This is a genomic window from Rugosimonospora acidiphila (assembly GCF_039543385.1).
Classification (GTDB): Bacteria; Actinomycetota; Actinomycetes; order Mycobacteriales; family Micromonosporaceae; genus Rugosimonospora; species Rugosimonospora acidiphila.
Window position 1 is genome coordinate 1 of the sequence record NZ_BAABJQ010000032.1, and the last position, 26356, is coordinate 26356.

Below are 26356 nucleotides of genomic sequence, written 5' to 3' on the forward strand. Positions count from 1 at the left end.
CCCGGCCACGCGACGGCCGCCATACGCCGGGATGCCGGCCTGCTCCGGACTGATCTTCGCCCGCCGCGAGGTGAGGAACGCGCGTACCTCGCTGCGGTTGTCCATGCCCATACCTCTAGGCTAGGCAGCTCGCCCGGCGTGAGGGGGTTCCTGCCGTTACCCCCTTTGACCGATGTCCGCCCACCGCCTGCGGCGCAACGTCCTCCAGCCGAAAGACGCCGGCGCCAGCCAGAACCAGGCGACCGCCTTGTCCCCTTTATCCGCTCACCCGCATTAGTCCTGATTTGGGCTGCGGCGTCACCCGCACCCACGGCCGCGCGTCGTTTGGCGTTCGCCAAGCTCGGCTTCGCCGTGGTCACCTCGACGCCACTCGTCGACGTCGCGCTGCCGATATAACTTGCGGATCACGGCGGCGGACCTGGCGGCGGCCGGCAACCGGATCAGCGACGTGACGGGCGGCACGGTGAACGAGCCGCCGACGCCGACCGGCACGTCGACCCCGCCTCGGATCGTCGGCGCCCGCCGTTCCATGAGCGCCACGCAGGGGGACCCCGCCAGTACCCGTTTCGGCAGAAGCTCCCTGGGCCCGGGAATGCGGTGTGTGCTGGTGGACGTCGGACGCGCCTGCGTCAACGGCCTCGGGCCTGCGGACGTGATTCGGCCCGATCGGGCATGGGGCCAAAGCAGGGAAGGAGGCGCTGTGACACGGGGATCGAGGACCGCGTCCTGGGCGAGCGACGAGCTGGCTGCGGTCGGCGGCGCGGAGGAGCTGAGGCTCGCGTCATCGCGGCCGGACGGCACGCTCCGGCCGTACGTGACGATCCGGGTCGTGCGCGCGGGCGATGGCCTGTATGTGCGCTCGGCGCGCGGCCCGGCCAACCCCTGATTCGTTCGTGCCCTGCGTAGCGGCGCGGGTCGCATCCGGGCCGCCGGCCTGCGGCGTGACGTGATCTTCGCCCAGCCGGCCCCCGGAACCGTTTCATGTCCGCTACAGCGCACTTAGGGCTGGACAACGGCGTCGGGACGCCCGCTCTCGGGTTCGGCGTCTTCCAGACCCCGCTGGAGCAGACCCGCTCCGCGGTCGAGGCGGCCCTGTCGACCGGCTGCCGGCGCACATCGACACAGCAGCCGCCTACGGCAACAGGCGACAGTCGTGCCCGCGGTGGAACAGCGGAGTCTCACCTCAATGAACGACACGGAGGAAGAACATGCGTATCGCCAAGCTCGGCGAACTCGAGGTCGCCCGGATCGGCCTGGGCGCGATGGGGATGTCCCACGGCTACAGCGGCGCCGGCAGCGACGACGCGGAGTCGATCCGTACCATTCACCGTGCGCTCGATCTCGGCGTCACGCTCATCGACACCGCGGAGATCTACGGCCCGTACGTCAACGAGGAGCTGGTGGGCCGGGCGCTGAGGGGCCGCCGCGACGAAGTCGTACTGGCCACCAAGTTCGGCCTGGTCGCACACAACGGCCGCGGCCCAGGGACGCTCGACAGCAGCCCGGACAACATCCGCATCGCCGTCGAGGGATCATTACGGCGCCTCGGCACCGATCACATCGACCTCTACTATCAGCACCGCGTCGACCCGCGGACCCCGATCGAGGACACCATGGAGGCACTCGCCGCCTTGGTACAACAAGGCAAGATCCGCCAAATCGGCCTGTCCGAGGCCTGGATCGACACCATCCGCCGCGCACACGCCGTCCACCCCGTCGCGGCGCTGCAATCGGAATACTCCCTCTGGACCCGCGACCCGGAGCAGGTGCTTCCCGTACTGCGCGAACTGGGCATCGGCCTGGTGGCGTACTCACCGCTCGGCCGCGGCTTCCTCACCGGCTCCCTACGATCCATCGCCGACCTCGAGAGTCTCGACGATGACGACTTCCGGAAGACCAACCCGCGTTTCACCGGCGAGAACTTCCAACGCAACCTGCGGATCGCCGACGAGGTGCAGGCGGTCGCCGATGAAGTGGGCGCCGCCTCGGCCCAGGTGGCCCTGGCCTGGCTACTCGCCAAGGGTCACGACGTCGTTCCCATCCCTGGCACCAGGCGGGTCAGCCGCGTGGAAGAGAACACCGCCGCGGACACGGTCGAACTCAGCCCGGAACACGTCGCGGCCCTCGACGCCCTCACCCCGGCCGAGGGTGACCACCACACCGAAGAGCAGATGCAGATGATCGAGCGGCGATAACCCCACCACGACACGAGGCCGAGCCGATTTTCCGACAGGCCGTCGACCTGGGCATCACCTTCTGGGACACCGCGAACATCTACTCTCTGTAACGGAGCGGACAGCCCGACGAGGAGTAACGGTGCGGGTACCGCTGCCAGCCGTGAGGGCACCGGAACTCTTTCCCATCCTCAGGTTGTGCGGTGCCGACCGTACGGCCAGGCCCCGTACGGTCCAGAGTCTCAATGCCCGCAGGGTCCTCATCGGGAAGTGCAGGAACTCCACCCCGACGAGGACCTCTGCGCGGGCTGAATCAGTTCCGGTAGCGGTCGGCCGGGGCCGACCGCGACAGGTTCTGGATCATTGCCTGGCGGGCCGCGTCGAACCTGTCCCAGTCAGCGATGTCCGGCAGGGACAGCAGAGTCATGGGCTCGCCCACGTCCAGCCCCGCGAGGGCGGCGTCGACAGCGTCCCACTCCTGCGGAAACGCCGAGACCTCGATACCGGAACGCAACAACGCCACCCGTCACGCCAACCAGGGACTGTGCACGCTCGCCCGCGAGCTGCCGAACTTCACGCTCGCCGGGTACTGGTGGCAAAACTTCTACCCCGACGCCATCGCGCAGATCATCGGCGAGCGGCTCGACATGGTGCCACTTCCGAGTCAGTGCGGCTTCTTCTCTGACGCGTACACGATCGAGTGGACCTACGCGAAGGCGATGATCGTCCGCAAGTCCTTCGCGAAGGCGCTCGCCGAACGCGTCCAGCGCGGGCAGTACAGCGTCGAAGACGCGTTGTCGATCGCGTCGTCCGTGCTGCGCGATACGCCCGAGCGGCTCCTGCGGATGGCGCCGCGACCCGGTACCGAATAGTCCGGAGTCCTACCCGATACCGTAGGCCGCGACCCGAGCCTGCCCGGTAAGCATGTGGTCGGCCACCCGCAGCGCGTTGGCGAAGATGGTGAGCACCGGGTTGACCCCGCCGTTGGTGACGTGCAGGCCGCCGTCGGCGACCCGGACGTTGGGGTGGCCCCAGATCCGGCCGGTCGGGTCGGTGACCGAGGTGGCCGGGGAATCACCCATCCGGGTGGTGCCGGCCTGGTGCTGGCCGCCGCTCGGCCCGCGGCTGCGGCCGGCCACCGCCGGTACCACCGTGGTGGCGCCGGCGGCGAGCAACCACTCGACGCACCGTTCGGTGAGGAACGCCCGGCCGCGGTGGTCCTCCGGGTGCGGGGCACCGCTGAGCCGGGCGACCGGGACCCCGAAGCGGTCCGCGACCGCCGGGTCCACCCGAACCCGCGCGGTCGCCGTGGTGACCTCCTGGATCGGGCCGGCGACCCGCATCATCCGCCGGGTCAACTCGCGCATGCCGCGCTTGGCGGCGGCACCGTGCCGGCCGATCAGGCCCGCCTCGGACAGCTGGCGGAACACGGTGGCCGGGGTGGGTACGAATTCCTTGGCGATAATGCCGCCGCCGACGATGCCGGCATTGTCGTGCCGGAACCCGCCGACCGCTATCGACGCTCCCGGGCCGACCAGATCCTCGATCTGGTCGGGGAAAATGCCGACCGCGCTGGTGTACAGGTGCCCTTGCAGGTACCGGCCCACCTGGTCGGTGCCGTTGCCCAGGCCGGCCGGCTCACCGTCGTGCGCGGAGTTCAGCAGCAGCCGGGCGGTCTCCACCGCCCCGGCGGCGATGACGAATTCCGCCGCCGCGACCTCGCGCTGCCACCGGCGGCCGTCTCGTTGCCCCACCAACGACACGCGTTGCACCCAGCCGCCGGAGCCGACCACGAGTCGACGCGCCTGCGCTTCGAGCAGCAACTCGCACCGGCCGGTTGCCAGTGCCCGGGCCAGCATGGTGTTCTGGCTGCCGTTCTTCGCGTCGACCGGGCAGGCGAAGCCGACACACATGGCGCACTGTTGGCAGGCGGGACGACCCTGGTACTCGGTGGAGTTGATCAGCAGCGGGACGGTGACGGGGTCCCAGCCGAGTGTCCGCGCGCCGGCGGCGAGCCGTTCGTGCGCCTGGCCGGCGGGCAGCGGCGGCATGGGTAGCGGCCGGGCCCGCTGGCCCGCGTACGGGCCGGTGTCGGGGCCGCCACTGACCCCGATTTCCCACTCGGCCCGTTCGTAGTACGGCGCGAGCTCGGCGTATCCGAACGGCCAGTCCGCCAGGGCGCTGCCATCCGGCACGCCGTAGTGCGTGGCCATCGTGAAGTCGAGCGGTCCGAACCGCCACGCCTGGGCGCCATACACCCGGGTCCCGCCGCCGGCCGTGAACGCATTGTTGTTCCACTGCGGATCCCGAGGGTCCAGCAGTGTCCGGTGGGTGCCGTCGTCGAGCACCCGCGGATGCCCGGTCGCGGGCGGGCCGGTAACCGGGGCCAGGCCCCAGTGCATCCGCGGACTGCGCAGGTGATCGGTGGCCAGCTCGGCAGTGGCCGGCCAGCTGCCGGCCTCTATCACCAGAACGGAGCGGCCTGCCTCGGCCAGCACACCTGCGACGGTACCGCCGCCGGCGCCGGATCCCACCACGACCACGTCGTAGCGGTCCCGCAGCTGGTCTGGACTGATGAGGTGGGGGCCGCTGCCGGCCGACTCGTTGGGTGGGGGCCCGCACGGTGCGGGGCGCCAGCCGAGCATTTCCCAGGACGCCTCGCCGCGGTTGCCGCCGTTGCCCTCATCGGCGTAGTAGCCGGCCGCGATCAGCCCGGCCAGCCAGGCCCAGTCCTGGTCGTCGGCGAGCTGGTCGAGCACGGCGGCCTGGCGGTCCGCGCCGACGAGGGCGAAGGCGACGCCGTACGCGGTGAGTGTCCGCGCGTCGACCAGCCGGAGCACCCGCCGCAACCGGGGTGCCCAGTCTGGACGCTCGACCAGCACCCGGTGGAGGAACTCCTCGCCACCCGCCGCACTGGCCGACGGGTAGTCGTCGGCGGGGATCACCGCGTCCAGCACCGCCCGTAGGGTGTCGGTCAGGGAGTCCATCATCGCCGGCCGGCGAGCCGCAGGGTGGATATCTCGAACGGCTGCAGCGCCAGGGCGACCGCACCGTCCGCGGTGGACGCGTCCGCGATCGGCCGCTCCAGCAGGTCGACCAGCCAGGCTCCGCCAAGCGGGAAGCCGGTGCGCACCTGGGTCCGCGCCTTGCCGCCCCGGGACTCGTAGAGCCGGACGACGACATCGCCGGACCGGTCGTCGGCGAGCTTGACCGCCTCCACGACCACGGCCGGGTTGTCCACCGTGACCAGCGGCGGCACCGCTCGGACTGCACCCGCCGGGCGCAGCGGCAGGTCGAACGCGTACCCCTCGGCCACCGCGTCGGCGATGGTGGCGCCCGGGACGAGCGCGTAGCTGATCCGGTGCGGCCCACGGTCGGTGTTCGGATCCGGGTTGCGCGGGGCGCGCAGCAAAGTCAGCCGTACCGTCGTGGTGGTCGCCGCGCCGGCTCGCCCAAATCGCTGGATGTCGTGTCCGTACGTCGAACCGGTCAACACCGCGATACCGTAGCCTGCCTCGTCGAGGTGGATCCAGCGCTGCGCGGGCAGCTCGTAGCGGGCCGCGTCCCAGCTGGTGTTGGTGTGGATCGGCCGGTGCAGGTGGCCGAACTGGATTTCGGCGGATTCGCGGTCGGCGTGCAGGTCGAGCGGGAAGGCCACCTTCAGCACCCGCTCCACTTCCCGCCAGTCGATGTCGGTGACCACGTCGAGTCGGCGGCTGCCGGCGTGCAGAGTCAGAGTCTGAGTCAGCGTCGACCGGCCGAACGAGCGCCGGACCTGGATCGCGCCCAGCAACGGCCCCTGGTCGACGACGTCGATCGCGTCAACGACAACGAGATCGGTGCGGCGGTGCCGGTAGTGCGGGTCGAGGTTCCAGGCGTCCCAGTTGGTCGGGTGGTCGGGGTGCAGCTGCAACAGGTTGGCGGTGCCACCGGCCGGGATCACCTCGCGGCCGGCGACATGGTCATAGATCGAGGTGATCAACCCGTTTTCGTCGAGGCTGATCCGGATCAGTCCATTGTCGAGCGTCCGGCCGTCGACGGTCACCGGGAGCACGCCTGCGGGGGTCCCGCCGACGATCGTCCCGACGCCGAGCGCCGGTGCTACCGCCCAGGTGGCGGCGCGGCCGTCGGACAGCTCCTGCTGGCCCCCGCCGGTACTCGGCTCGGCCGACAAAGTGATGACCTCGGCCCGATCGTACGGGGCCGCGTTGAGGACAGCGGCTCCCGCGGAACCGCCCAGCGCGGCGACCGCCGCGTCGATGATGCCGGTCAGCTCCTCCCCCACCCGTGCGTAGGCGGCCCGGGCCTCGCGGTGCACCCAGGCGATGGAGGTACCCGGCAGGATGTCGTGGAACTGATGCAGCAGGACGGTCCGCCATAGCCGGTCGAGCGCCTCGTAAGGGTAGGCGAATCCGTTGTGTAGGGCCGCCGTGGCCGCCCAGAGCTCGGCCTCGCGCAGCAGCCGTTCGCTGCGGGCGTTGCCGGCCTTCATCGCGGCCTGTGTCGTGTAGGTGCCGCGATGCGACTCCAGGTACAGCTCGCCGGACCACACCGGCGGGTCCGGGTACTCGGCCATCGCCCGGTCGAAGAAGGCGCTGACCGACTCGACCGTGACGGTGGCGGAGCCCTCCAGGTCGCGCAGCCGGCGCGCCTTTTCCAACATCTCCCTGGTCGGACCGCCGCCCCCGTCACCGTAGCCGTACATCGCCAGCGAGGTGGTGGCCACGCCCTTTTCCGTGTAGCCACGGGCGGCGTGGGCCAGCTCCTCGCCGGTGAGGGCGGAAGCGTAGGTGTCAATCGGCGAGTGGTGGGCGAACAGGCGGGTGCCGTCGATGCCCTCCCACCAGAAGGTGTTGTGCGGCAGTCGGTTGGTCTCGTTCCAGCTGAGCTTTTGCAGCACGCACCAGCGTGCGCCGGCCAGCCGGGCCAGCTGTGGCAGGGCCGCGCTGTAGCCGAACGAGTCCGGCAGCCAGACACCCTCGGTCTCGACCCCGAACTCGTCCCGGAAGAACCGGGCGCCGTGGATGAACTGGCGGGCCAGCGCCTCACCGCCGGGCAGGTTGGTGTCCGACTCCACCCACATACCGCCGACCGGCTGCCAGTTGCCGGCCCGCACGGCGGCCTTGATGCGTTCGAAGACCAGTGGCTGGTGTTCCTTGACCCAGGCGTACTGCTGCGCCTGCGAGCAGGCGAACACCAGCTCCGGGTAGTCGTGGGCCAGCGCGGTCACGTTGGCGAAGGTCCGGCCGCATTTGCGCATGGTCTCCCGGATCGGCCACATCCAGGCGCTGTCGATGTGCGCGTGGCCCACCGCGGAGATCCGGTGGGCACTGGCGTGGGCCGGCCGGGACATCGCGTCGGCGAGGGCGGCCCGGCCGCGCCCAGCCGACGCTGAGATGTCGTTGAGGTCCAGGGTGTCCAGCATCCGGTCCAGGGCGCGCAGGATCTGGTGCCGGCGGGCCTCCTGCTCGGGCAGTTCCCGCATCAGCTCCCAGAGGACTTCCACGTCCAGGACGAGCTGCCACACCTCCTCGTCCAGCACGGCGAGGTCGGCGCGGGTGAGCCGGTACAGCGGCTCGCGGTCGGCGGTCAGCTTGTCCCCGCGCGGATCGCCGGAGCCACGCATCGCGGCGAGGTGCGGGTTCGCCGCCCCCTCCACATAGAGCAGAACCTCTTCGCCCCCGGCCGACGACGGGGTGATGGGTACATAGGTGTTGCGCGGGGCCAGGCCCTTGATGGGTCGCCCGGCCGGGTCGTACACCATCCCCTCGACCTGCCGCCCCGGGCTGGGATGGCTGAAGCCGAGGTCGATGACCGCCTCGACCCGCCGCCCGACCCAGCCCGGGGGGACCTGGCCGCGCACCCTGAACCAGGTGGTCGACCAGGCCGGCCCCCAGGCCGAGCCGACGGCGAAGGGCGTGTACGACGCCGCGAGGGCGTCCGTGACCGGGACCGGTTCGTCCGGCACCGGCCAGGACTCGACCCGCAGGCCGGTCGAGTCGGCGTAGATGGCCGGCCGGAGCCGGCGGATGAGCATCTGTTCCACGCGGTTCTCGACCAGGTGGCGGTCGTCGTGCACGGTATTACCCTCTTCGGATCGCAGTGATTACGGGTAGACGGCCGGGTCGTAGAAGCGGATTTCGACGCCATTGATCTTCGCTGCCGCGGCGCTGTTCGAGGAGAACAGCTCGATCTGGTTGGTACCGCCGAACTTGACCTTGTTGGTGATGTTCACCAGGAGGTTGTCGCCTGCCCGCAGCGCCGGGTACAGGTCGCCGATGACGGTGCCGTTGATGAGGATCCCGCTGAGCGAGGCCCCCGGGCGTTGCACGTAGAGCACCACATTGGACCCCGCGTGCGACGCGTCGATCGTCACGTCCCGGGCGGCGAAGGATCCGGTGAAGCTGCCGGGCAGGCTGACTTCTCCGGTCTCCTGCAGCCCATTGGCGGAGGTGACGGTCCAGGAGCCGGAGAGGTCCTGGCGTGCCGTCGGCTCCGGGATGTGGTACGCCCACGCTTCGGCCGTCACGCCGGTGGCGACGCTGGCGCCCTGGATTTCCAGTGCCATGACGTGATCGCCCGGCGGCAGCAGCGCGGTGGCGGGCAGCCCGGACAGTCCCCCGGCGTTGAAGTCCCGGATCAGCTTGCCGTCCAGGTAGATCCGGCCGGTGTCGTGGAAGGTGGTGTTCTCCCGGTCCATGGCCAGCCACAGCTCGATGTCACCGCTGGTCCAGTCGGCCGGGATGGTGAACGTCCGGCGAAGCACGGCGTGGCGCACCTCGGGGTGATCCGGGTGGGTCCAGATGCCGAGGCTGCGCCGCTCCCACCCGGAATCGTCCACATCGGACGCCGTCAGCGCGGCGATGTCGGCCGCAGCCGCGCCGTCCACCGGCAGGAACGCCCAGTCGTCGCGGAAGGCGACGACGTTGCGCTGCAGCTCAGCCCGGGTCGGCAGCGGCGTCGGGTCCGGCTTCGCGGTGCCGGACCACCAGTCGCGCTGCAGCGTCAGCCACTCCAGCGGCGAACCGACCACATCGGAGCGTGGGCTGATGAACATCCGCGTCTCCCAGGCGGGCAGGATGATGCCATACACCCCAGGCTGACCGTTCGTCGTCGTCACTGGGGTGATCGTCGACGAGTTCAGTTCGCTCAGCTCGGTGGGCGGGTGCGGGCCGGTGAACTTCAGGTTCGTGGTGACCGGGTTGGCCGTGTCGTTGTAGAGCACCCACACGTCGTGCAGGCCGGTGTTGGAGATGAAGTGCCGGAACACCACGTCCGCCGCGGAGGCCGGCACCCGCTCGACCTTCAGGTAGTCCATCACCTGGCCGAGAAACCGGGTGGTGTCGGGGGCCGGGTTCCGGTCCATGATTTCTTCGAAGTGGCAGCCGAGGTGAATGATCCGGCCGTTGCCCAGCTTGCGCATTCCGGCCGCCACCGTGCCGTCCTCCCACAGCAGCAGGTTCTGCGCGTCGGCGGCGACCTTGCGCAGCCGCAGCCCGCTGCCGCGGACCCCGGCCAGCCAGGTGGTGTCGGTGAACACCGGCTGGCCCGCAGCCGGGGTCAGTGGGTGCGAGGCGTCCGCGCTGTAGGACTGCTGCCCGAGGGCCGGCTGGTGGGCGGTGTAGGTGTCCTTGCCGGTCACCTCGTACCCGGTGAGCCGGTTGATCGGCCAGGCGTCGACCTCGGTGGGGGTGTGCCGGCCGGTCTGCATGTAGGTGATGAAGGTGCCGCCCTTGCGCACCCACGCCTCGATCTGGTCGACCAGCTGCTCGTCCATGAACGGGGAGTTGGCGTCGATGATGACCTGGTACTTGTCGACCGTGCCGTCGGCGAAGTCCAGGTAGGACACGCCGTCTCGGGGGCACACCGGCAGCAGCGCGTACCCGCTGTTGGTGGCGTAGTAGCCACCGGGCAGCCACACGTTGGGGTCGGGCTGCCACGGGAACGCGCCGTGCCCGGGCAGGCGCATGTCGTAGAGCACCGCGACCTGCGCGGTTGGCACGTGGTACTTGCCGATGCTCTCGTACATGGTCCGGTTGGCCAGGAACAACGCCAGCACATCGGGCCGGGACATGGCGTCTTCCTGAGACGGGAAGTAGGTGATCCCGTTGAGGCCCTCGCTGATCCACCGACCGAAGCAGTACCGGAGCTGATCGGCGTTCTGGGGGCCGGCGCCCGGCTCCGCCGTGGACGGTCGCCCGACGCTGCGCATCAGCAACGGATGGAATTCCGCCCAGTAGCCGGCAGCGTAGCCGGTGTTGTGGAAGTTCGCGCCGTATTCCGCGGCGACCTGCTTGAGTAGGTCGGCGTAGCTGTCCGGGGACATCAGGTTCACCGGCCGCTGCGCGTCCACCTGGCGGATCATCTCCACGCCGCGCCGGATCGCGCCCTGCCGGATCCACCGGCTCCAGTCCTGGAAGTCGACCCACTGGGCGTTCTTCTGCGGCCCCAGGCTCGGGTACTGCTTCGGCTCGTCGCCGGTCAGGAAGGCACGGTAACCGAGGTAGCCCTGCGGCAGAGTCAGCGTGACCAGGTTGTCGCCGGCCTGCAGCAGGCCGGTCACCTCGACCGAGCCGAAGTGCTGGAGCAGCTGCACGGGGATCCCGGCGGTCGGGTGGCCGTTGATCGAGACGGGCATCGGCGCCGCGAAGCCGCTGTTGAGGTCGAAGCTGTACAGCCACACGCGTGGGTGGGCGGCGAGCCAGTCCGCGGACACCGCCACCGTGCCTCGGGCCAGCATTGCCTGCCGGGGCAGGAACTCCACCCGGTCGCTGCCCGGCATGACCAGGCTGCCCCAGGAGGTGTCGTCGAAGCCCGGCTGGTCCCAGCCGGAGGGCGGCGCCACGGCACCCGGGTACAGCACCCGCCAGGTGCCGGTGAGGTCGACCGCCTCGGGTCCCCAGCCGACGAACGAGGCCACCTCCGGCACGTGCACGTCATCCCACGATGCGATCGCGCCGGCGCTGCCGTGCCAGGCCGTCGCCAGCGCGGACAGTTCCTTGTACCGGTTCGTAAGGAACGTGCGGAAGGATGCGTCCGCGACCGGTCCGTACTCGACCAGGGCGACCGAGGCGGGCGCGCCGCTGAGCTCGCCGTGCGGCTCCAGCCAACCCACCACATTGTCCGATCCGGCGTACTGCCGCACGGTGTCCTGCAACTGGCCGAGTTCGGCGTCCATCGCGGTCGTCGCGGCGTAGGAGATCGGCCCCACCCCGTAGTTGGACGCTCCGGGGTTGCCGTAGTAGCCGGTGTACTGCGGCATCTTCTGCATCGTCTGCTCGCGGTACCGGTTGGGCAGCCACATGCCGTCGGCGATCTGGGTGTTGATGTGGGCGGGGATGCCGCGCCTGGCGAACTCCGCCGCGACCCAGTCCCAGTCCGGCACCCGGGTCAGCCCCTCCGCGCTGTTGATTTCCAGCGGCTGGTCCCAGAGGGCCACGCCGAGGCCGTTCTGTTCGATGAAGTCGAAGTCCTGGCCGTAGTCGTACACCTTGGTGTGGTCCCACGTCAGCGGCAGCGCGAACGGCGCGAAGTAGAACAGCAGGCCGTACTTGTCGAACCGGTCCAGGTACAGCGGGACGTCGACCTGCGGGCCGAAGTCGGCGGTCCGGGCACCCTTCGGGATGGCCGTGGCCGCGTGCGTGGTGAACTCGGGCTTCCCGTTGGCGGCCAGGATGACCACGGTCTTGTCGGAGGTGAGCGCGGCGACCACGCCGGCCGCGGTCTGGTAGAGGGGCAGCGTAAGCGGACCGAGGGACAGCGTCGTCCTGGTCACTCCGGGCAGCCGGGTCAGGTCGGACAGGTATTTGGCGTGCACCAGCTTGGCCGAATCGGTGCTGGCGCACTGGATCCGCAGCACCGACAGGTCACCGATGCGCAGTGAGTCCGCGGCCAGGGTGCCGTAGCCGCGCAGAGCCGTGGCCGGCAGGTGCGCCAGGGGTGGTGAGCCGGCCGCGGGCGTCGCCGGGGCGGCCGCGGCCGGGTCTGCCTCGCCCAGCAGCACCGAGGACCCCAGGCCGGCGGCGGCCATGCCAGCCGCACCAGACAGCAGTCTTCGTCGCGATACTTCCATCATCGTTGTCCTTTCCCGGCGCGATGCGCTCGGATCAGGGGTAGACGGAGGGGTTGTAGTAGCGGATTTCGATGCCGGTGACGTTCAACGCGGCGGTGGGGATGACGGAGACCAGCTCGATGCGGTTGGTCTGGCCGAAGCGCACCTTGGTGGTGATGTTGACCAGCAGCGTGTCGCCCAGCCTGGTTGCCGGATAGATATCGCCGATGAAGGTGCCGTTGATCAGTACCCCGTTGACGGACGCTCCGGGCCGGTGCACATACAGCACCGCGGTGGAGCCGGAGCGGGAGGCGTCGATGCTGACGTCCCGCGCCATGAACAGTCCGGTGAACGCGCCGGGCATGGTGACCGTGCCGGCGTCGTGAATGCCGTCGGTGCCGGTGAGCGCCCAGCTGCCGCTGAGGTCCTGGGTGGCGTCCGGCGCGGGCAGGTGGTAAACCCAGGCGTTCGAGGTGACGCCGGTCGCCATGCCACTGCCCTGCACCTCCAGGGCGATGAGGTGCTCGCCCGGCGGGAGCAGGGTGTTCGCCGCCAGCCCGACCAGCCCGCCGGCGTTGAAGTTCTGGATCAACGCACCGTCCACATAGATCCGACCGGCGTCCTTGAACACTGACGATTCTTTGTCGATCGCCATCCACAGTTCGGTGTCGCCGGTGGCCCAGCCGGACGGAATGGTGAAGGTCCTGCGCAGCACGGCGTGCGCTACGTCCGGGTGGTCGGGCATGCCCCAGACACCGAGATCCCGCCGCTCCCAGGCCGAGTCGTCCACTCCGGGCAGGACCAGCGCGGCGATCTGCGCGGCGGTGAGGTCGTCCACCGGCTGGAACGCCCATTCGTCGCTGAGAGCCACGCTGTTGCGCTGCTGCTGGGCCGGAGTCGGCAGCGGAGTCGGGCTCGGCGCGGTGGTGCCGGCCCACCAGTCCCGCTGCAGGTTGAGCCAGTCGAGGGCGGAGTGCGGCACGTCGGTGCGCGGGCTGAGGTAGAGCCTGGTCTCCCAGGCCGCGAGGCTGATGCCGTACACCCCGGGTACGCCGTTCACGGTCGTCACCGGAGTGGTCGCGGTGCCGGTTATCTGGCTCAGCGCGGTGGGCGCCCCGGGCGAGGCGAACGTGAGGTCGGTGCTGATCGTGCCGGCCGACTCGTTGAACAGCACCCAGACGTCGTGCAGACCAGTGTTGGAGATGTAGTGCCGACAGATCCCGGCGGTGGCCTTGGCCGGCACCCTTGCCACGTCCAGGTAGTGCAGCACCTGGTCGAGCAGCGCGGTCGCGGAGGTGCCTGAGACGTGCCAGCCGAGATGAATGATCCGGCCGTTGCCGAGCGGACGGGTGCCGACGGCGACCGACCCGTCGTCCCACAGCAGCACGTCCTCGCACTCGGGCGCGACCTTGCTCAGGGACAGGCCGCCACCACGGACGTTGGCCAGCCAGGAGGTGTCGGCGAGCAGCGTCTGGCCCGGCGCCGCCGAGATGGGATGTGAGACTCGCGGCTGGTACGACCCGTTCTGTTCGTACGGGTCGATGCTGGCCACGTCGTACCCGGTCAGGTCGCTGATCGGCCACGCGTTGGCGTCGGTGGTGGTGTGCCGGCCGGTCTGCACGTAGGTGATGAAGGTGCCGCCGTCGCGGACCCAGGTCTCGATCTGTTCGATCAGCGCATCGTCCATGAAGGACGTGTTCGAATCGATGATCACTCTATACCGGTTGACGGTGCCGTCGGCGAAGTCCGCCTCGGTGACCGCGTCGCGCGGGCACAGCGGCAGCAACAACGCCGTCATCGGCTGCTTCCAATAGCCACCGGGGACCCAGACATCAGCGTCCGGCAGCCACGGCCACGTCCCGTTTCCGTTGACCCGGAACCCGTTCAGCACCGCCACCTCGGCGGGGGGCACGTGGTATTTGCCGATGCTGCGGTACAGCGCGATGTTGTCCTGGAACGCCGCCAGCACGTCCGGCTTGGACATGATGTCCTGCTGGCTGCCGAAGTAGTGCACGCCGTTGAGGCCCTCACTGATCCACCGGCCGAAGCACGCCTGGAGCTGCGCGGCGTCCGGCGCCCCGTTGCCCGGCTCCGCGGTGGACGGACGACCCGCGCTGCGCGACAGCAGGGGGTGGTAATCCGCCCAGACCCCGGCCATGTAGCCGGTGTTGTGGAAGTTCCCGCCGAAGTCCGCGGCGACCTGCTTCAACAGGTCGGCGTAGGTGTCCGGGGACATCAGGTTGACCGGCCGGGTGGCGTCCTCCTGGCGGATCATTTCCACTCCGCGCCGGACCGCGCCCTGCCGGATCCACCGGGTCCAGTCCTGGAAGTCGATCCAGCGGGTGTTTTTCTGCGGTCCGAGCAGGGGGTAGTGCACCGGCGCCTCACCGGACAGGTAGCACCGGTATCCGATGTAGCCCTGTGGCAGGGTCAGCGCGATCAGGTTGTCCCCGGCGCTGACCCAGTCGGTCACCTCCAGCGCGCCACAGTGCTGGCCACCCATGATGGCCGCGGCCGGGATGCCGCCGGTGGCGTTTCCGTTGACGGTGACCGGGATGGTGGTCTGGGTGTTCAGGTCGAACAGGTACAGCCACACGCTCGGATGCGCCGACAGCCACGCAGCCGGCACCGGCACGGAACGCCGGGCCGCCATCAGCTGCCGGGGCAGGAATTCCACCCGGTCACTGCCGGGCATGACCACGGTGCCCCAGCCGCTGTCGTCGAAGCTCGGCTGGTCCCAACCGGTCGGCGGGGATCCGGTGCCCGGGTAGAGCACCCGCCAGGAGCCGGCCACGTCGAGAGCGTCCTCGCTCCAGCCCAGGAAGGACGCGACCTCGGGGACGTGCACGTCGTCCCAGGACGCCACCGCCCCGCTGTTGCCGTACCAGGCCTGGCTCAGCGCGGCCGGGGTGGCGTACCGCTCCTGCAGGAAGGTCCGGAAGGAGGCATCCGCGACCGGGCCGAACTCGGCCAGCAGCACGGAGCCCGAGCCGCCGCTCAGCTCGCCGTGCGGCTCCAGCCAACCCACCACATTGGGGTGTCCGGCGAACTGCCGCACCGTATCCTGGAGCACACCGAGCTCGGCGTCCATGCCGGTCGTCGAGCAGTACGAGGTGGCACCGACCGCGTAGGTGTAGGACGCGGGGGTGGCGTAGAAGCCGGAGTACTGCGGCATCTTTTGCATCGTCTGGTCGCGATAGCGGTTGGCCAGCCACAGGCCGTCGGCGAGCTGGGTGTTCAAGTGGACCGGGACGTCGCGGGCGAGGAACTCCTCGACGGCGAAGCCCCAGTCGGGCACCCGGGCCAGCCCTTCGCCGGTGTTGAGCTGCTGCTCGTTGTCCCAGATGACGCCGCCCAACTCGTTGTCCTCGACGAAGTCGAAGTCCTGCCGGTAGTCGTACGGCTGGCCGCGGGTCCAGCCGGGCGGTAGCGCCAGCGGCACGAAGTACAGCAGCAGGCCGTACTTGTCGAACCGGTCCAGGTACATCGGCACCGTCGTCTGGGCGGCGAAATCCGCGGCGATGGTGCCGGCCGGGATCGCTGACCCGGCCGAGGCGGTGAACTGCGCCGCGCTGGTGGCGGCGATCACCCGTACCGCGTCGCCGTCGGTCAGCGCCGCGACCACCCCGGTCGGAGTCTCGTAGACCGGCACCGTCAGGCCGTTCACGGTCAGCGTGGTCTGGCTGATTCCGGGCAGCCGGGTCAGGTCGGACAGGTACTTCGCGTGCACCAGCTTGGCCGCATTGGTGTCCGCGCACTGGATGGCCAGCAGCGAGCCGTCGGTGCCCAGCGCGGTCAGCTCGGCGGACACCGAGCCGAAGCCGCGCAGCGCCTTCGCGGGCAGGCTCACCGGGTCCACCGTGGCCGGTGCCGACAGCAGCGGTCCGGCCGCGGCCGCCTGGCCGCCGCCCAGCAGCGACGAACCCAGGCCGGCGGCGGCGACTCCGGCGGCACCGACCAAGAAGCTCCGGCGGGACAGTTCCATGAGCGATCTCCTTCCGGCGGGCACGGTGAGGAGGACCGGCGGCGATCCGCGGCCGGCTTCGGAATGGTCGGGTGATCCCCCGTCTAGTCGAAGAAGCCCTGGTCCTGTTCGGACAGGTACCGCTTGGCCTCGTCCACGTTGAAGTCGATGCCGAGGCCGGGCGCGTCCCAGACCTCGATGAAACCGTCCTTGACGATCGGGTCGGGCAGGCCGGTGATGATGTCGTACCACCAGTCAGGGCGTCCGACCGGATATTCGAAGGCGAGGTAATTGTCCGGGAGCGTGGCGGAGACCTGAACCAGCGCGGCGAGGCCGATCAGACCGTCCAAGGTGCCGTGCGGGGCGATCAGCACGCCGTACACGTCGGCGAGTTCGGCGACCCACTTGAGTTCGGCGAGGCCGCCGACGTCCAGCGGATCCGGCCCGATCACTCGGACCGCGTTGGTGGACAGCAGCTCCACGAAGTTCTGCCGTAGGTAGATCTGCTCACCGGTGTGGATGGGGGTGGTGGTGCTGGCGGTCAGCTCGCGGTACTGGCGGGGGTTGATGTAGGGGGTGTAGTCGCCGGTGAGCAGGTCCTCCAGCCAGAGCAGGTTGTACGGCTCGACGGCCTTGGCGAACTTGATGGCGTCCGGCAGCGTCCACCCCGGGCCGCAGTCCAGGGCCAGCCCGATGTCGTCGCCGAGCAGCTCCTTGAGTTCGGCGACCCGGTTGATGGTGTCCTTCAGCGCCCACTCGGTGAGCGGGCCGCGGGTGGAGTAGGCCCAGCCGTCGCGCGGTTCGGAGTATGTGAAGTTGGGCACCTTCGACATGCCGCCGTGGAACGCCGATCCGCCCTTGATCATGGTGAAGCCCTCGGGCCCCGCCTTCAGGTTGGCGATCTGTTCGGCGAGGGTGTCGCCGGGATAGTTCTTGCCGCCGTTGTAGACCCGCACCCGGTCCCGGACCTTGCCGCCGAGCAGCCGGTGGATCGGCAGGCCGGCGGCCTTGCCGGCCAGGTCCCACAGGGCCACCTCGATCGCGCTGACCGCCTTGCCCCACGGCTTGAAGGCGCCGAGCCGGCGGATCTTCAGCATCGTGCGCTCGACCTCGGTGGGGTTCTCCCCGATCACATATGGCGCCAGGATGTCGAACAACGGCCGGACGAACTCCCGGGTCCGCTCGACGCAGCCGTACCCGCAGATCCCCTCGTCGGTGGTCACCCTCACCACCAGGGTGTCGCCCAGCAGTGCGGTCCGGACATCGGTGATTTTCACGCGGTGGTGCCTCTCCACGAGTACTCGGGTACGAAGCCCAGAATTTCCCGGGCCCGTTCGATCGACCAGGCGCTGGCCGTGCCCACGATCGGGGTGCGGATCTCGGTCTCCGGGTAGAACTGCGCGAGCAGCTTCTCGGTGGGCACCTCCGACAGGCTGTCGGCGGCGCAGATGTTCAGCGCATGGAAGCCTTCGGGCACCGCCAGCGCCAGCTCGCAGGCCCGGGCGGCGTCGTTGATCTCGGTGTAGCACCACAGGTCGCGGGACGGCGCCGGTGCCGAGGCGGCCAGCCGGGCGGCGGCGGCCCGGACCTCGCCGGCCGCGCCGAGCCAGTGGAACCGCAGCGCCACCACGCTCATCCCGTACCCGTCCACGAATGCCCGACCGGTGGCTTCGTCGACCACTTTCGACAGGCTGTACGCGTCCTGAGGGGTGAGCGGGTGGTCCTCGTCGACCGGTGCGTAGCGGAACGGAAAGGGACGTTTGGCGAACGTGGTGCCGTACGCGCAGACGCTCGACGCGATGGCCGCGTGTCCGATGCCCGCCGCGGCCACGGCCGCGAGCACGTTGAACGTCGCGGTGGTGTTGACCGCGAAGACCTCCGGCTCGTTGTGGCCGCCCTTGGCCACGTGCACCACCGCGTCGCAGCCGGCGGCGACGCGGCGGACCGTGTCGGCGTCGGTGAGGTCGGCGACCACCGGCGTCACCCCGGCCGGTGGCCGGGTGGCCGGGCTGACCCGGTCCACCGCGACCACCTCGACGCCGGCCGCGGCGAACCGGGCGCCGACCGCCATCCCGAGCTTCCCCGCGCCGCCGGTGACCAGGACCCGGCGCGGGGTCCGTGCCGCCGTCACTTGTGCTTGCCCCCACCGGTCTGCTGGTACAGGTCGTTGGCGGCCTTTTGCAGCTGCGAACCGCCCTGGGCGTTCCACTGGCTGACGAAGCTGTCGAATGAGGACAGCGGCGCCGCCCCGGTGATGATCTGGCTGAATGCCTTGACCTTCAAGTTCTGCAGGTCGGCGGCGTACTGCCCGGAGCCGGGCACGGCCATCGAGTTCTCGAACAGGTCGGCGCGGGCGTACTTGCCGTAGGTTGCGATCATCTGCTGGGCGGTCGGATCCGGCTGGGCGAGCGACGCCGCGATGTCCCAGTTGGGCTGGCCGATGAAGGGGGCGCCGTACGAGTTGAAGCCCTCCGCCTGCCGGGCCAACGGGTCGACGTACTTGCCGATCCACTCGAAGCCGCCCGCGATGCCCTTGGCCGAGTCGGTGAGCTTGTACATGGTTCCCTCGACGCCGATGGACAGCCGGGTTGCCAGTTCGTCGTCGCTCCAGACGCGGTCCCAGATCTGCAGGACGTGCTTGAGCTTTTCCTTGTCCTTGGCCGCGTCCGGGCTGAAGGCGACGGGCCAGCCCGCGGCGCCGAAGGTCCAGCCGTTGCGCCCGCCCGGGCCCTGCATCGGAGCGCTGAAGGCGATGTTGCCGTTCGGGTTGGTCTTCCTGATGGCGACCAGCCGGCCGCCGGCGTTGGTCAGGTCCAGGTCGCTCGGGCCTCCGTAGTCCCACATGGCGACCTTCCCGGCGACGAACTTCGGGGACGGGTCCGGCCCCATGCACTCGGGGTCGATGTAGCCCTTCTTGTACCAGGCGGCCAGCAACTCCAGCGCCTGCTTGGTCTCCGGCCGGACGGAGTCGTTGACCACCTTCCCGCCCGAGACCTGCCACTGCATGGGCAGCACGCCGTAGGCACCGAAGATTGTCATGAAGGCGCCGAAGAAGCTCTGACCGTTGGTGCTCATGCCGTACACACCGATTTTCTTCAGCGCCGCGAACGCGCTCTCGTACTCGTCGATGGTGTCCGGCACGCCGCTCACCCCGGCCTTTTCCAGCAGGTCACTGCGCCACTCGGTGAACGCGTTGGCCCGCGAGCCGGGGCCGCCGATGCCTGGAAAGCCGTAGTTCTTGCCGTCGAACAGGGTGGTGGACCAGGCGGCCGGCACGTACTTGTCCACGCCGGCCGCGAACTTCGGCGCGTTCTCCCGGACGAAGTCGACCGGCACCTCCCCGAAGGCGCCCTGCTCGGCGAACTTCTGCAGCATGTCCGGGCCGTTGATGGCCATCACGTCCGGAATCTTGTTCTGCGCGAGGTTGGTCTGGAACCTGGTGGAGTAGTCGTCCATCGACAGTGCGTAGACGTCGGTGAACGTGATGCCGAACGTCTTCTGCATCTCGGTCATCGAGTACGCGCCCTTTTTCAGGCCGCACGGTTGGTAGTAGTAGTTGATGGCGGCGCTGTTGGTGGACTTGCTCGTGTCGTCATCGCTGCCGCAGGCCGCGGTGCCGAACACCGTGACGCCGGCGATACCGGCGGCCGCCGCGAGCAGACCGCGCCGGCTGACCTGGACGGGATTGTGTGTGGGGTGTGTGGTCATGACATGCCTCTTCTGATCGGCGGCTTCAGCCCTTGACCGAGCCGAGCAGGATGCCTCGCGCGAAGTACTTCTGGAGGAACGGATACAGGGCGATGATGGGCAGGGTAGCGATCATGACCGCGGCGGCGCCCAGTGTCTGGCTCGTCGGTGCCGCGCCGAGCATGGCCGGATTGGTCCCGCCGAGGATCGGGTCTGCCTGGGTGAGAACCGTGTCCCGGATGAACATTTGCAGGACCTGCTTGTTCGGGTCGTTGATGTACAGCAGCGCGTCGAACCAGGCGTTCCAGTTGGCCAGGGCGGTCCACAGTCCGACGACGGCGAGGACGGGTTTGGACAGGGGCAGGATGATGCGGAACAGGACGCGCATTTCCGAGGCACCGTCGGCGCGGGCTGCGTCGATGAGCTCACCCGGAATGGCCTGGAAGAAGTTGCGCATCAGGATGACGTTCATCGCGGCGACCGCGCCCGGCAGCACCAGCGACCACCGGCTGTCCAGCAGGCCGAGGTTCTTCACGAGCAAGAACAGCGGGATGAAGCCACCGGAGAACAGCATCGAGAACAGCAGCAGGAAGTTGATCAGGCGCCGGTGCGGGAAGCTGCGCTGAGCCAGCGGGTAGGCCATCATCGCGGTCAGCACGACGGTCAGCACGGTCGCCGCCACGGTCCGGGCGATGGTGTTCAGGTAGGCGCGCAGGATGCCGGACGAGGCGAGCACGGCGTGCCAGGATGCGGTGGACGGGTCCGTGGGCAGGATGTGCAGGCCCGATTGCTGGGCGTCGGCGGGGGTGGACAGTGAGATGGTGAGCTCGAACAGGAACGGGTACAGGGTGGCGATCGCCAGCACCGCGAGAACCACCACGATGAAGATGTCCAGTACCCATTCCCCGGGGGTGCGGCGCTGGCGGCGACGCCAGCGGCGCCCAGGTGCGGCGGGCGGCTCGACCAGCGATCCACTGGCGGAAACGGCGACGGTAGCGGTAGGTACGGCCATGGATATGGCACTCCTCACCAGAGGCTTTGGTCGGGATCGAGACGACGCACCACGCGGTTGCCGATGAACACCAGCACCAGCCCGATGACGGACTGGAAGATGGCCGCCGCCATGCCCTGTGAGAAGTCGTACGACAAGACATGGCGCAGCACATAGGTGTCCAGGATGTCGGCGCTGTCTTGCGTGATCGGCGTCATCAGGTTGTAGATCTGGTCGAACCCGACGGCGAGGAAGTGGGAGATCTGCAACAGGAACATGATGGAGATGGTGGGGGCGATGCCCGGCAACGACACGTGCCGCATCCGTTGCAGGCGGGAGGAGCCATCGACCCGGGCGGCCTCGTAGAGCTGCTGGTCGACTCCGGCGAGCGCCGCGATGTAGATGATCGCTCCCCAGCCCACCCCGGCCCAGATGGCGGAGACGACGTAGATCACGTAGAACTTGTTCGGCTCGTAGAGCCAGGCCTGGCTGGGTAAGCCGAAGACGTGCAGGACGGCGTTGACCGCACCCAGCTGACCGAAGAACTGGAACAGGATACCGGCCAGCACCACCCAGGAGATGAAGTGCGGCAGGTATGAGATGGTCTGCACCAGGCGGACGAACCACTTCCACCGGCACTCGTTGAGCAGTAGTGCCAGCACGATCGGTGCCGGGAAGATCACCACCAGGTTCAGACCGGCGAAGACGACGGTGTTGCGCAGCGCGTGCAGGAACTCCGGCCCGGAGAAGAGGCTGGTGAAGTTCTGCAGCCCGACCCACGAGGAGCCGCTGATCCCACGGACCACACTGTAGTTCTGGAACGCGATGACGATCCCGTACAGCGGGCCGTAGGCGAACAGCAGGAACAGCGCGAATCCGGGGAGGAACATCAGGATGAGGTAGCGGTGGCGCCAGTACGAGCGGCCGAGCTTGCCCAGACGTGCCCCGAGCCCTCGCGACTGCCCGGTGGTCGCCAACGCCGGCGTGCTCGACACCATTGCACCGCCTCTTTCAACCGGTCAACCCGCGCCAGGATGTTAGATACGTAACTCTCGCAAGATTTATACCAGCCCTCGCAATGGAGTGTCCATACGCCGCACATCGCGAGTTTGACCATCACTGTCTCCAGGTCGGCCGGGGATAATAGATTCTTCGATACGGGCTGAAGTATGCTTCAGAGCATGGCCCTGCTTGAGCAAGCCCCAAGCCCAGGGACCCGCGCGGCCGCCCTGGATCGCATCCGCGCGTCCCTCGACTCGCTGTCACCATCTGAACGTCGGGTCGCCGAACGCGTGCTGGCCGATCCCGCCCAGGTCATCGCGTTGGCTATCAACGAGTTCGCCGCGCTGTGCGATGTCGCGCAGCCCACCGTCTCGCGCTTCTCCCGCAGCGTCGGCTTCCCCAGCTACGTCGCGCTGCGGCTGGGCGTGGCGGCCGACTTCGCCGCCGACGGAGCCGCCGCGACCGGCGGGTCCACCGACCCGTTCGCCGCGGTGGCGGGCGGCCTGCGCAGCGACGCTACCGCCTCCGAGGTCGCCAAGGCGGTGCGCCACGCCTCGCGGGTGGAGGTGTGGGCCTCACCGGTGTTCGCCGCCGCGGCCAGCCTGCTGGCCGCCCGGTTGGCCCGGCTCGACGTGCCCGCGAGCGCGACCGTCGTGCCGGAGTACTGCGCCCAGCGCGCGGCCGCTCTGCCCACCGGCGCGGTGGTCATCCTGCTCGGCGGCGCGGGCGACGAGGAGGCGTGGCTGGAGCCGATCAACCTGGCCCGCGCGGCGTCGGCCCGGATCGTGTACGTGGCGCTGCGCTCGGCCAGCCGGCTGCTCAAGCTGGCCGACATGTTCATCCCCCTGCCGGGCACCGCCGCCGTGGAGCTGACCGGGCCGCTGCTGGCGGAGACCCTCGCGGAGCTGGTGCGCGACATCTCGTTCTACGCCGGCCCACCCGGGCCGGCCTCACCCTGGCGGGGCTGGCCGCATCGCCGGCAGTTGCTGCTGTCCACCAGCGGAGCACCGATCCCCGCGATCCTGCTGAGCCAGCCGCAGCCGGCGAAGACGCCGTCGCTGGTCATCTTCTACTCCTACGTCGGCGCCCGCAAAGAGGAGCTGGCACCGCCGCAGGGAGCCGGCGACTACGTCTCGCCGTACTTCGTCTCCGCTCTACTCAACGCCGGCCACAACGTGCTGCTGCCCGACCCCCCCGGGCACGGCGAGCGCAAGTGGGTCTGGCAGGACACCAACGAATTGTTCCGCGCCGGCCTGCTCGACGAGGGTCCCGACTACCTCGAACAGGTCACTACCGAGACCCCGGAACTCATCGACGCCGCGCTCGCCCTGGGCGTGGTCTCCTCGCCCGCCCAGATCGCGGTGGCCGGTCAGTCCGGCGGCGGCATGCAGACCCTGCTGAAGCTCGCCGCCGACCCCCGCATCGGCTGCGCCGTGGCGGTGATGCCGATCTGCGACATCACCCTGCTGAGCAGCTTCGCCGACCTGGGCGAGCGCCGCCGGACCATCGCCGGCGGGCCCAGCCCCCGGATGGGTAACCAGCTGGCGCCACGGCCACTGCTACTGATCAGCGGCGGCCAGGACATCGTCGCCCCGGCCAGCCACATCGAGAGCTTCCACGAGGGCGTCGCCCCGGCGTACCGCCGGGCAGGCGCGGAGGACAACCTGCGGTACCTGCGCCTGGACGACGTGGCGCACCGCTTCGACGGCCGGCAGGTCGACGCGATGCTCGAATGGCTCGACCGCCACCTGTCCCCCACCTCGCCGGCGTCCAAGCCACGCCGCCGGACCACAACGAAGGCACGCGCGGCGAGGTGAGGCTGCCGGCCCACCGCAGGGCGGTGCCGCTCCGGTGGGCCGGCAGCCTCGCCGCGAGCGTCACCGTCGCGGACGGCAGGTTGACCGGCGTCGCTCGTGGCGGTGAAGTCACCCGGTCACCGCCGAGCGTTCGCTCGCGGACCTGACCTCCAGCACGTGCGGCCCGAAAGTGCCGGAGGGCCCGGTCCGGGCTACCGCCGCGCGGCGATCCCGGCCGGGCCCCCCGGCAGGCTCACGCCGCCTCGTCCGCCCGCCGCGCCAGTCCCTGGCCGATGAGCCACTCGGCACTGTCCAGCACGGCCCGCAGCACATCGGTGGCGCAGCGGTCGAGTTCCACGAGGTGCCACTCGGCCGAGGGGCAGGCCGCCACGATGTCGGCGAACGGCAACACGCCGGCGCCCACCGCCGTCATCGGCGCCGCCGTGTCGGTGGCCGGGCCGTCCTTGAGGTGCAGGAACCGCACCCGGTCACCGAGCCTTTGCAGCAGCGCGGGTACGTCCTGTCCGCCGACCGCGGCCCAGTAGGTGTCCACCTCCAGCACCACCTCGGGTGGCAGCGCGTCGGCGAACACCTCCAGCGCGCAGCGCCCGCCCAGGTCGGCGAACTCGAACTCGTGGTTGTGGTATCCGAGCCGGATGCCCTCATCCGCGAGCCGCGCGGCTACCTCTCCCATGTCGCGGGCGAACTGCCGCACCCCGGCCTCGTCGCTCCACATGCGACGGTCTCCGGACGGCACGATGATGGTGTCGGTGCCCAGCGACCGGGCGGTCGCGACCGCGCCGTCGAAGTCCTCGGCCGGGCGGTTGTGGATGCTGGACACGACCAGGCCGGCCGCGTCCAGCTCGGCGCGCAGCCGCTGCGGCGACTCGGCCTTGTTGTTGAACGGCTCGACCGCGCCGTAGCCGGCGTCGGCGAGAGCCTTGAATACCGTCGGCCGTTCGTCGGTGGGCACGTCGCGCAGCGTGTACAGCTGCACGCCGAGGGGATTGATGGTGGGCATGTGGACTCCCGTTCCTAAATGGGGTGATGTATGGGTGGGCGTGACTGGGTTCAGTCGCGCTGCGCGGTGACCGCGGCCAGCCAGGCCCCCGCGATGAGGGCGTGTCCGGCGGGAGTGGGGTGCACCCCGTCGGTGGACCACTCCGCCGGGCTGCTGGCGGTGGCGGCCTGCGCCATGAGGCCGTCCGTGGCGACCAGGGTGGCGCCGAACTCGTGTGCCATCCGGCGTACCACGACCACCTTGGGATCGAGGTCCTCGCGCCAGTCCCAGACCTGTTCGCGGACCGGCACCAGGAACGGCTCCAGCAGGATGAGCGAGGCTCCCTGGTCCACCGTCGCGGTGAGGACTCGCCGGTACCGCTCGGCGAAGTCCGCGACCGGGGTCGGGTCGTCGTTGTCGTAACGCCGGCACACATCGTTGACCCCGACCATGATGGAGACGACATCGGGTTTGAGGGCCAGACAGTCGGTGTCCCAGCGGGAGACCAGATCGATGGCGCGATTGCCGCCGATCCCCCGGTTGAGAAAGCGCACCCGGTGCCCGGGGTGCTCGGCGGTGAACCGGCCGGCCGTCATGGCGGCGTAGCCGGAGCCGAGTGAACTCGGGTTCTCGCGATCACGGCCCGCATCGGTGATGCTGTCGCCGATGAACAGCACGGTGCTCTCGGGCCGAATGGCCAGTGTCATGCCGGAACCTCTCTGTGCGGTGGCGCTGGTGCGCTCTGCTGCCGCGCCCGGATGGCGATGCGGGTCGGGTGCAGCTCGTCGTCCACGGACAGCGGCATCGGTGCCCCGTCGAGCAGATGACCCACGAAGCGGTCGAAGTAGTCGGGTGCTGGCGCGACGGCGTCCAACCGGCCGCGGTCGGTGTCGCCGACAAACAGCCGCCCGCGGGTCTCGCCGGCGGTGACCTCCACCATTCCCGCCGAGCCGAACACGCGCAGCTCGTCGTTGCCCCACCGATCGACGCCGGCCGGGTTGAGGTAGTTGACGGTCGCGGTGGCCACGGCGCCGGAGGCGCAGCGCATCGTCAGCGAGGCGGCCATGGTGAGGTTGCGGCCCGGCGGGCAACCCGAGGTCGTGCACACCCCGGTCACCTCGGTGATGCGCTGCCCCGCCGCGTGTTCGATCAGGCGGAAGGCGTGGATGCCGGCGTTGCCGATCAGGCCGCCGTCCACCTCGTCGTCGTACGGCCGCCCGTCGTGGTACGGGTACGACTTCTGCACCGCGATCTGCGCCACCGTACCGATGGTGCCGGCCGCGACGAGCGAGCGCAGTGCCAGGTACGGCTGGTCGAACGCGGTACCGGCCATCTCGCGGAAGGCCACGCCTGACTCGCGGGCGGCGCCCAGGATCCGGTCGAGATCCGGTTCGGTGAGTGCGGCCGGCTTCTCGGCGTACACCGCGCGCCCGGCGCGCAGGCAGTCGACGGCGTCGCCGGCCTGGTCGCCGCGCCGGGGTGAACACAGCGACACCAGGTCCACGCGCGGGTCCCGCAGCAGCTCCGCGAGACTGCCGTACCTGCGCACCGACGGGTCGTCGCGCAATCGACCGGGCAGCAGCCGCGGCGGCACGCCGGCGGTGGCCACCAGCCGCGCCCGCGGATGGCCGTCGAGCAGCCGCTGGATCTGGTGTCCGTTGTGGCCGTAGAGGCCCACGCCGAGACCGGGT

17 protein-coding genes are annotated in these 26356 nt (G+C 69.8%); 4 read left to right on the forward strand and 13 right to left on the reverse strand.

Going from position 1 to position 26356, the window contains the following annotated elements; translation table 11 throughout:
• Nucleotides 1-297: 297 nt before the first annotated feature.
• Complete coding sequence (locus tag ABEA87_RS35245; protein WP_345637206.1) at nt 298-540, reverse strand: hypothetical protein; 243 nt, start codon at nt 538-540, stop codon at nt 298-300.
• Nucleotides 541-700: 160 nt separating this feature from the next.
• On the opposite strand from ABEA87_RS35245, the gene ABEA87_RS35250 reads away from it, so the two are divergent.
• From ABEA87_RS35250 to ABEA87_RS35260, 3 genes are all read left to right on the forward strand, one after another.
• Nucleotides 701-886 (forward strand): DUF2255 family protein, encoded by a 186-nt coding sequence (locus ABEA87_RS35250; RefSeq protein ID WP_345637208.1) that lies wholly within the window; start codon nt 701-703, stop codon nt 884-886.
• A gap of 322 nt (nt 887-1208) precedes the next feature.
• Entirely contained in the window at nt 1209-2195 is a 987-nt protein-coding gene (locus tag ABEA87_RS35255; RefSeq protein ID WP_345637210.1) for an aldo/keto reductase, read from the forward strand.
• A gap of 404 nt (nt 2196-2599) precedes the next feature.
• On the forward strand, nt 2600-3046 hold the full coding sequence (locus tag ABEA87_RS35260; protein ID WP_345637212.1) for a hypothetical protein: 447 nt from the start codon (nt 2600-2602) through the stop codon (nt 3044-3046).
• Nucleotides 3047-3055: 9 nt separating this feature from the next.
• Here ABEA87_RS35260 and ABEA87_RS35265 read toward each other — a convergent pair whose 3' ends face one another.
• The 9 genes from ABEA87_RS35265 to ABEA87_RS35305 form a co-directional block, all read right to left on the reverse strand.
• Nucleotides 3056-5164: a GMC family oxidoreductase gene (locus ABEA87_RS35265; RefSeq protein WP_345637214.1), complete on the reverse strand. Its 2109-nt coding sequence runs from the start codon at nt 5162-5164 to the stop codon at nt 3056-3058.
• A complete protein-coding gene (locus tag ABEA87_RS35270) occupies nt 5161-8253 on the reverse strand; it encodes an alpha-mannosidase (RefSeq protein WP_345637216.1) in 3093 nt (1030 codons plus the stop codon). Before ABEA87_RS35270 ends, ABEA87_RS35265 begins: the two co-directional genes overlap by 4 nt.
• A 27-nt stretch (nt 8254-8280) precedes the next feature.
• Nucleotides 8281-12246 carry a hypothetical protein gene (locus tag ABEA87_RS35275; RefSeq protein ID WP_345637218.1) on the reverse strand — a complete coding sequence of 1322 codons (3966 nt, stop codon included), beginning with the start codon at nt 12244-12246 and terminating at the stop codon, nt 8281-8283.
• A gap of 34 nt (nt 12247-12280) precedes the next feature.
• Nucleotides 12281-16210 carry a beta-galactosidase trimerization domain-containing protein gene (locus tag ABEA87_RS35280; RefSeq protein WP_345637220.1) on the reverse strand — a complete coding sequence of 1310 codons (3930 nt, stop codon included), beginning with the start codon at nt 16208-16210 and terminating at the stop codon, nt 12281-12283.
• A gap of 83 nt (nt 16211-16293) precedes the next feature.
• Nucleotides 16294-17466, reverse strand: coding sequence for a mandelate racemase/muconate lactonizing enzyme family protein (locus ABEA87_RS35285; RefSeq protein ID WP_345637222.1), 1173 nt, complete (start codon nt 17464-17466; stop codon nt 16294-16296).
• A complete protein-coding gene (locus tag ABEA87_RS35290; RefSeq protein ID WP_345637224.1) occupies nt 17463-18320 on the reverse strand; it encodes an NAD-dependent epimerase/dehydratase family protein in 858 nt (285 codons plus the stop codon). The genes ABEA87_RS35285 and ABEA87_RS35290 overlap by 4 nt, the downstream gene beginning before the upstream one ends.
• Entirely contained in the window at nt 18317-19897 is a 1581-nt protein-coding gene (locus ABEA87_RS35295; RefSeq protein ID WP_345637226.1) for a type 2 periplasmic-binding domain-containing protein, read from the reverse strand. Before ABEA87_RS35295 ends, ABEA87_RS35290 begins: the two co-directional genes overlap by 4 nt.
• A 25-nt stretch (nt 19898-19922) precedes the next feature.
• The gene (locus ABEA87_RS35300) at nt 19923-20888 is read right to left on the reverse strand and encodes a carbohydrate ABC transporter permease (RefSeq protein ID WP_345637228.1); all 966 of its coding nucleotides are present in this window, start codon (nt 20886-20888) and stop codon (nt 19923-19925) included.
• 14 nt (nt 20889-20902) lie between these two features.
• Nucleotides 20903-21865, reverse strand: coding sequence for an ABC transporter permease (locus ABEA87_RS35305; RefSeq protein ID WP_345637230.1), 963 nt, complete (start codon nt 21863-21865; stop codon nt 20903-20905).
• Nucleotides 21866-22048: 183 nt separating this feature from the next.
• Between ABEA87_RS35305 and ABEA87_RS35310 the strand changes: the two genes are divergently transcribed.
• Nucleotides 22049-23686 (forward strand): hypothetical protein, encoded by a 1638-nt coding sequence (locus tag ABEA87_RS35310; RefSeq protein ID WP_345637232.1) that lies wholly within the window; start codon nt 22049-22051, stop codon nt 23684-23686.
• Nucleotides 23687-23918: 232 nt separating this feature from the next.
• On the opposite strand, the gene ABEA87_RS35315 is transcribed toward ABEA87_RS35310, so the two are convergent.
• Genes ABEA87_RS35315 through ABEA87_RS35325 form a run of 3 tightly spaced genes read right to left on the reverse strand, consistent with a single transcriptional unit; the run spans nt 23919 to nt 26343 of the window.
• Complete coding sequence (locus ABEA87_RS35315; RefSeq protein ID WP_345637233.1) at nt 23919-24686, reverse strand: sugar phosphate isomerase/epimerase family protein; 768 nt, start codon at nt 24684-24686, stop codon at nt 23919-23921.
• 50 nt (nt 24687-24736) lie between these two features.
• Nucleotides 24737-25372: an SGNH/GDSL hydrolase family protein gene (locus ABEA87_RS35320; RefSeq protein WP_345637234.1), complete on the reverse strand. Its 636-nt coding sequence runs from the start codon at nt 25370-25372 to the stop codon at nt 24737-24739.
• Entirely contained in the window at nt 25369-26343 is a 975-nt protein-coding gene (locus ABEA87_RS35325) for a Gfo/Idh/MocA family protein (protein WP_345637236.1), read from the reverse strand. The genes ABEA87_RS35320 and ABEA87_RS35325 overlap by 4 nt, the downstream gene beginning before the upstream one ends.
• Nucleotides 26344-26356 lie beyond the last annotated feature (13 nt).